Annotated in this window: 5 protein-coding genes; all 5 read left to right on the forward strand. The window is 72.4% G+C overall.

What is annotated here, in order from left to right; genetic code table 11:
- Positions 1–325 precede the first annotated feature (325 nt).
- The gene (locus G5C51_RS38670; RefSeq protein WP_165245052.1) at positions 326–1,777 is read left to right on the forward strand and encodes a M1 family metallopeptidase; all 1,452 of its coding nucleotides are present in this window, start codon (positions 326–328) and stop codon (positions 1,775–1,777) included.
- 140 nt (positions 1,778–1,917) lie between these two features.
- Positions 1,918–3,399 (forward strand): GTPase HflX, encoded by a 1,482-nt coding sequence (hflX, locus tag G5C51_RS38675; RefSeq protein ID WP_165245054.1) that lies wholly within the window; start codon positions 1,918–1,920, stop codon positions 3,397–3,399.
- Between the two features lie 130 nt (positions 3,400–3,529).
- On the forward strand, positions 3,530–3,826 hold the full coding sequence (locus tag G5C51_RS43475; protein ID WP_240930217.1) for a winged helix-turn-helix domain-containing protein: 297 nt from the start codon (positions 3,530–3,532) through the stop codon (positions 3,824–3,826).
- The gene (locus tag G5C51_RS43480; RefSeq protein ID WP_240930218.1) at positions 3,802–4,086 is read left to right on the forward strand and encodes a hypothetical protein; all 285 of its coding nucleotides are present in this window, start codon (positions 3,802–3,804) and stop codon (positions 4,084–4,086) included. The genes G5C51_RS43475 and G5C51_RS43480 overlap by 25 nt, the downstream gene beginning before the upstream one ends.
- A complete protein-coding gene (locus G5C51_RS38685) occupies positions 4,083–6,575 on the forward strand; it encodes an ABC transporter permease (RefSeq protein ID WP_165245056.1) in 2,493 nt (830 codons plus the stop codon). Before G5C51_RS43480 ends, G5C51_RS38685 begins: the two co-directional genes overlap by 4 nt.
- Positions 6,576–6,613 lie beyond the last annotated feature (38 nt).

Genomic DNA, 6,613 nt, shown 5'->3' on the forward strand with positions numbered 1-6,613 from the left:
GGCGCCGCCGCGGGAGCAGCGGGTGCGGCATACGTACACGCTGCGGCTGGGTGATCCGTCGGAGCTGCCGGGGTTGATGCGGGCTATGCGTCGCGTGCCGGGTGTCTACGACGTTAGTCGCGCTGAGCGGATCGCCGCGGGGCGGCGGGGGCTTCGGGCTTACTGAGCCGCGCCTGCGGCGCGGAATCGCTTCGCTCGTCCTCAAGCGCCGGACGGGCTTGATTGTGCGCAGGCCGTGCGTGATGGTTCCTTACCGCACTCATTAGGGTGTGGCCCCGTCGTGCCATCAACGGTCGCGGCAGCTGCGCTGGTAGCCGTAGGGGCCATGCGACCCCTGCGATCACTGCGTACCAGCAAGCCTCTCCGCCGCACAGCCGTCGCCGCGCTCGCCCTGGCGAGCATCGCCGCCGCGGCGCCCGGTGGGGCGGAACCCGTCGGCATCGGGGATCCGCTCTTTCCGCATCTCGGGAATCCGGGCTACGACGTCAGCGACTACGACATCGCCCTCGCGTACGGCGGGCGCAACGACCGGCCGCTGCGGGCCGTCACCACCATCACGGCCCGCGCCGATCGCGACCTCGCCGACTTCAACCTCGACTTCAGCGACGGGCGCGTCAGCCGCGTCGACGTGGGCGGCAGGCCGGCCCGGTTCGCCGCCGCGGGCGAGGACCTCACCGTGACGCCCGCGAAGCCGGTCAGGGCCGGGCAGACGATGCGGGTCACCGTCCGGCACACCAGCGATCCGGCGGCGGGCGAGACCGGGGGCTGGATCCGTACCGGAGACGGCCTGGTCATGGCCAATCAGGCCAATGCCGCCCACCGGGTCTTCCCCTGCAACGACCACCCCTCCGACAAGGCCCGCTTCACCTTCCGCGTCACCGCCCCGCGCGGCTACACCGTCGTCGCGAACGGGCTGCCCGCCGGGCAGCAGCGCAGCGGCAACGCCACCACCTGGGCATACGGCAGCACCCACCCGATGGCCACCGAGCTGGCGCAGGTCGCCATCGGCCGTTACGACGTGGTGCGCGATCACGGGCCGCACGGGCTGCCGCTGCGGCACGTGATCCCGAAGGGCGACGCGAAGGCGATGAAGCCGCATCTCGACGCCACCGGGCCGCAGATCGAGTGGATGGAGGAGCGGGTCGGGCGGTATCCCTTCGAGACGTACGGGCTGCTGGTCGCCGACATGTCGTCCGGCTTCGCGCTGGAGACGCAGACGCTGTCGCTCTTCGAGCGGCCGTTCTTCGAGGAGGGGGCCGGGCCGGCCGCGTTCGCCCGCGGGATCATGATCCATGAGCTGGCGCACCAGTGGTTCGGCAACAGCGTCAGCCCGCGCACCTGGTCCGACCTGTGGCTGAACGAGGGCCACGCCACCTGGTACGAGTCCCTGTACAACGACGCACAGGGCCTGCAGCCGCTGGAGCGGCGGATGCGGGAGGCGTACGAGCAGAGCGACTCCTGGCGGCGCAGCGGCGGGGCGCCGGCCGCGCCGAAGAGGCCGGGCTCGGACGCGAAGCTGAGCATCTTCCGGCCGGTCGTGTACGACGGCAGCGCGCTGGTGCTCTACGCGCTGCGGGAGAAGATCGGCGAGCGGGCGTTTGCGCAGCTCGAGCGCGAGTGGGTCGAGCGGCACACCGACTCCGTCGCCGGCACGAAGGAGTTCACCGCGCTCGCCTCCGAGGTGTCCGGGCAGGATCTGTCGGGCTTCTTCCGTGCCTGGCTGTACGGGGAGACGACGCCGCCGATGCCGGGGCACCCGGACTGGCGGTCGGAGTAGCGGGAAGTATTCGGATGAAACGGCGTCCGCCGTCGTGCGACTATCGAGGCCGCACGGCGGCGCCGCCCGGCCGGGAATTCTTCCGGCGTGAGCTGCGTTGATTCCGGCGATATCCCCTTTCTCCAAACCGTAAGGAACCGATGACCCCCTCTAAGCCCCTTCCCCAGGACGACGAGCGCCTCACCGAGAGCCTGCGGGCCGACGCCCTGATGGAAGCGGACGCCGGCTGGGCTCTCGGTGCCGACGCGGATCGCGACGGCGAGCAGCTCGACCGGGAGGACCGCGCCTCGCTGCGCCGCGTCGACGGCCTGTCGACCGAGCTCGAGGACGTCACCGAGGTCGAGTACCGCCAGCTGCGCCTGGAGCGCGTGGTGCTGGTCGGCGTCTGGACCTCCGGCACGGCGCGGGACGCGGAGAACTCCCTCGCGGAGCTCGCCGCCCTCGCCGAGACCGCCGGCTCGCAGATCCTCGACGGCGTGATCCAGCGCCGCGACAAGCCCGACCCGGCCACGTACATCGGCTCCGGCAAGGCCCAGGAGCTGCGCGACATCGTGCTCGAGACTGGCGCCGACACCGTCGTCTGCGACGGTGAGCTGTCGCCCGGCCAGCTGATCCACCTGGAAGACGTCGTCAAGGTCAAGGTCGTCGACCGTACGGCCCTGATCCTCGACATCTTCGCCCAGCACGCCAAGTCCCGTGAGGGCAAGGCGCAGGTGGCGCTTGCCCAGATGCAGTACATGCTGCCGCGGCTGCGCGGCTGGGGTCAGTCGCTGTCCCGGCAGATGGGTGGCGGTGGCTCCGGCTCGGCGGGTGGCGGCATGGCGACCCGTGGTCCCGGCGAGACCAAGATCGAGACGGACCGGCGGCGGATCCGCGAGAAGATGGCGAAGATGCGCCGGGAGATCGCGGAGATGAAGACCGGGCGCGAGGTGAAGCGCCAGGAGCGCCGCCGCAACAAGGTCCCCTCGGTCGCCATCGCCGGATACACGAACGCCGGCAAGTCCTCGCTGCTCAATCGCCTCACCGGCGCGGGCGTGCTGGTGGAGAACGCGCTGTTCGCCACCCTCGACCCGACGGTCCGGCGGGCGGAGACGCCGAGCGGGCGGGTGTACACGCTGGCCGACACGGTCGGGTTCGTGCGGCATCTGCCGCACCACCTCGTCGAGGCGTTCCGCTCCACGATGGAGGAGGTCGGTGACGCCGACCTGATCCTGCACGTGGTCGACGGCTCGCATCCGGACCCGGACGAGCAGCTGATCTCGGTACGCGAGGTGATCCGCGACGTCGGCGCCACGCACGTACCGGAGATCGTGGTGATCAACAAGGCGGACGCGGCCGATCCCGAGGTGCTGCAGCGGCTGCTGCGCATCGAGCAGCGGGCGATCGCCGTCTCGGCGAAGACCGGCGAGGGCATCGACGAGCTGCTCGCGCTGATCGACATCGAGCTGCCGCGCCCGCAGGTCGAGCTCGAGGCCGTAGTGCCGTATACGCACGGCGGCCTGGTCTCGCGCGTCCACGCCGAGGGCGAGGTGATCTCCGAGGAGCACACCGAGGAGGGCACCCTGCTCAAGGCCCGGGTGCACGAGGAGCTGGCGGCCGAGCTGCGGCCTTACGTCCGCTGACCACCGCATATCCTGTGAACGCCCCCGCTTCGGCGGGGGCTTTCGCGTGTTCGGGGTGGGGTTAACCCGACCCTGATGACGCCGGGCCGCCGGATGCACGATTCTCTGTGCACACGGAATCGTGCAGGGCATGCCGAAAGAGATCTCGGACCTCGCCGCCCTCAAGTGCCTGGCGCACCCGCGCCGCCAGCTGGTGCTGCAGCAGCTGACGCTGCACGGCCCTGCCACCTCCGCGACGCTCGCCCGCGCGCTGGGCCTGAACACCGGCGCCACCAGCTACCACCTGCGCGAACTGGCCCGGCACGGCTTCGTGTCCGACGAGCCGGGCGCGGCCGGGAGCGGTGGTGGCGGGCGGTCGGCGGCGATCTGCGCTTTCCGCGGCGCAGCGCGCAGACCGATGAGATGCGGCTCGCGCTGGACCAGATGAACCGCCACGCCTTCGCCGCCGACCTGGAGCTCTTCGAGCGCGCGCAGCGGCAGGCCGAGGGCGAGTGGCAGGACGCCTTCCCGTACTCCCGCGGCACGATCCGCCTGACGGTGGGCGAACTCAACGACTTCTTCGAGGAGTTCATCGCCCTGCTCAACCGCTACAAGCGCCCCGACGACGAGACTCCCGCCGGCGCGCGCACCGTCCGTACCCAGCTGCTGGCCTTCCCGGCCCCCGAAACCGAGGACGACGACGCATGATGCTCGGACTGGCACTGAAGACACTCCGCGCCCGCAAGGGCGGCTTCATCGGCGCGTTTCTCGCGCTCTTCTGCGCGGCCGCGCTGATCACGGCGTGCGGTGGGCTGCTGGAGACCGGGCTGCGCGGGAAGATCGCCACCGAGCGGTACGCGGCTGCGCCGGTGATCGTCTCCGCCGACCAGAACGTCCACCAGACCACGGTGAAGAAGAAAAAGGGCAAGACGAAGATCAAGCACAAGGCGAAGCCGCTGGCCGAGCGGGTGTGGCTGGATGCGGGGCTGGCGGAGCGCCTGGAGCGGGTGGAGGGCGTACGGCGGGTGGTGCCCGAACTCTCCTTTCCCGCGCAGCCGTTGGGGCCCTTCAAGAGCGACCTTCCGGCTTACGGGCATGCCTGGTCCTCGGCCGCGCTGACCCCGTTCAAGCTCACGTCGGGCACCGCGCCGCGCACCGCCGACGATCTCGTCGTGGACTCCCACCTCGGCCTTAAGGTCGGCGACCGGCTCACCGTGCAGTCCACGGCGGCGCCCCGCACGTATCGCATCACCGGCATCGCCGACGGCGACGTCACCCGTCAGCACGCGCTCTTCTTCAGCCAGGCCGAGGCCGAGCGGCTCGCGGCCCGGCCGGGGCAGGCGACCGCGATCGGGCTGCTCGGCGACGGGGTATCCGCCGACGCCGTACGGGAGGCGCTGGCCGGCACGAAGGCGCAGGTGTCCACCGGGGACGACCGCGGCCCGGTGGAATTCATCGACGCGGCCAAGGCGCGGGTGAAGCTGGTCAGCATGGGTGCGGCGATCGGCGGCACGTCGCTGCTGGTGGCGATCCTCGTGGTCGTCGGCACCTTCGCCCTCTCCATCCAGCAGCGCCACCGCGAACTCGCCCTGCTGCGCGCCGTGGCGGCCACGGGCCAGCAGATCCGCCGGCTGATCGGCCGCGAGGCGCTGCTGGTCGGCGCGGCGGCCGGGGTGTTCGGCGCGCTGGCCGGACTCCCCCTCTCCCACTGGCTGCTGGGCCGCTTCACCGATCTTGGCGCGCTGCCGCCGACACTGGAGCCGGCCATCGGCATCGCCCCGATGGCGGCCGGCGTGCTGGCCACCCTGCTCGGCGCCTGGGCCGCCGCCCGCGTCGCGGGGCGCCGGATCTCCCGCATCCGCCCGGCGGAGGCGCTCGGCGAGGCGGCGCTGGAGCGGCGGTTCTCGTGGGCCCGTACGATCGCCGGTCTGGTGCTGCTGGGCGGCGGCGGGACGCTCGTCGCCGTGCTGAGCTCGCTGGAGACGGAGCCGGCCGCGACGCCGGTGACCTTCCTCGCGGTGATCGTCCTGTGCGGCTCGGTGTCGCTGCTGGGTCCGCTGCTGGTACGGGCCGCCGCCGCGCTGCTCGCGGGCCCGCTGCGGCTCGGGCGCTTCCCGGGCGTGCTGGCCCGCCGCAACCTCCGCGGCAACGCGGTCCGGATGGCCGCCGCCGTCACGCCGCTCGCGCTGCTGATCGCGATGGCCTCGACGGTGCTCTTCAGCCAGCCGACGCTGGCCGAGGCGGCGCAGCGGGAGGCGGCGGAGGGGACGCGGGCGGACTGGGTGCTGGCGTCTCAGGGGCCCGGCGTGCCGTCGGCGGCCGCGAATGCCGTACGCAAGGCTGATGGCGTGGCGTCGGTGACCGAGGTGGTGCGGACGACGGTGCGGGTCGGACTCGACAAGTACCCGACGCAGGGCGTGACTCCGGCGGGGCTGACCCGTAACTGGGACCCGAAGGTGGTCGCGGGATCGCTGAAAGGATTCGGCCGTGGTGATGTGGCGGTGAGCGAACTGGCCGCCGACCAGCGTGACTTGAAGCCGGGCAGCAAGCTGAAGGTCACCCTGGGAGACGGCACGCCCGTCACGCTGCGGGTCGCCGCGGTGTACGCCCGCGGCCTGGGCTTCGGCGACCTCACCATGGCGCACGGGCTGGTCTCCCGGCACGTCGACAATCCGCTCTCGGCGGCGGTGCTGGTGCGGGCCGACGGCGGCCGGGCCGAACTCGACGCCGCGGTCCGGGACTTCCCCGGTGTGCGCCTCCTGGCCCCGGAGGACGCCCAGGACCTGGCGGCGGAGCGGGATCAGTCCCAGGCCGACGTCAACCTCCTCGCCATGGCGCTGATCCTGGCCTTCACCGCGATCGCGGTGGTCAACACCCTGGCGATGTCGGTGTCCGAGCGGGTGCGCGAGTTCGCGAGGCTGCGGCTCGCCGGGGCGACCAAGCCGCAGGTGCTGCGGATGCTGCGTCTGGAGGCCCTGGCCTCGCTGCTGACGGCGGCGGCGCTGGGGACGGCGATCGCGGCGGCGGTGCTGAGCGCCTTCAGCGCCGGGATGACGGGGACGGTGTCGGTGGCCGTCGCACCGCTGGCCTGCGCGGGCGTGCTGGGCGCGGCAGCGGCACTGAGCCTGGCGGCGACCGCGGCCCCGGGGCGGGTGGCACTGGCGCCGAAGGCGGTGGAGGTGGTGGGGGCGGAATAGCCGCGACGCCGATCGCCTGGGCTCCGGGGGCCTGGGGG

This window comes from Streptomyces coryli, from assembly GCF_011044975.1.
Classification (GTDB): Bacteria; Actinomycetota; Actinomycetes; order Streptomycetales; family Streptomycetaceae; genus Streptomyces; species Streptomyces coryli.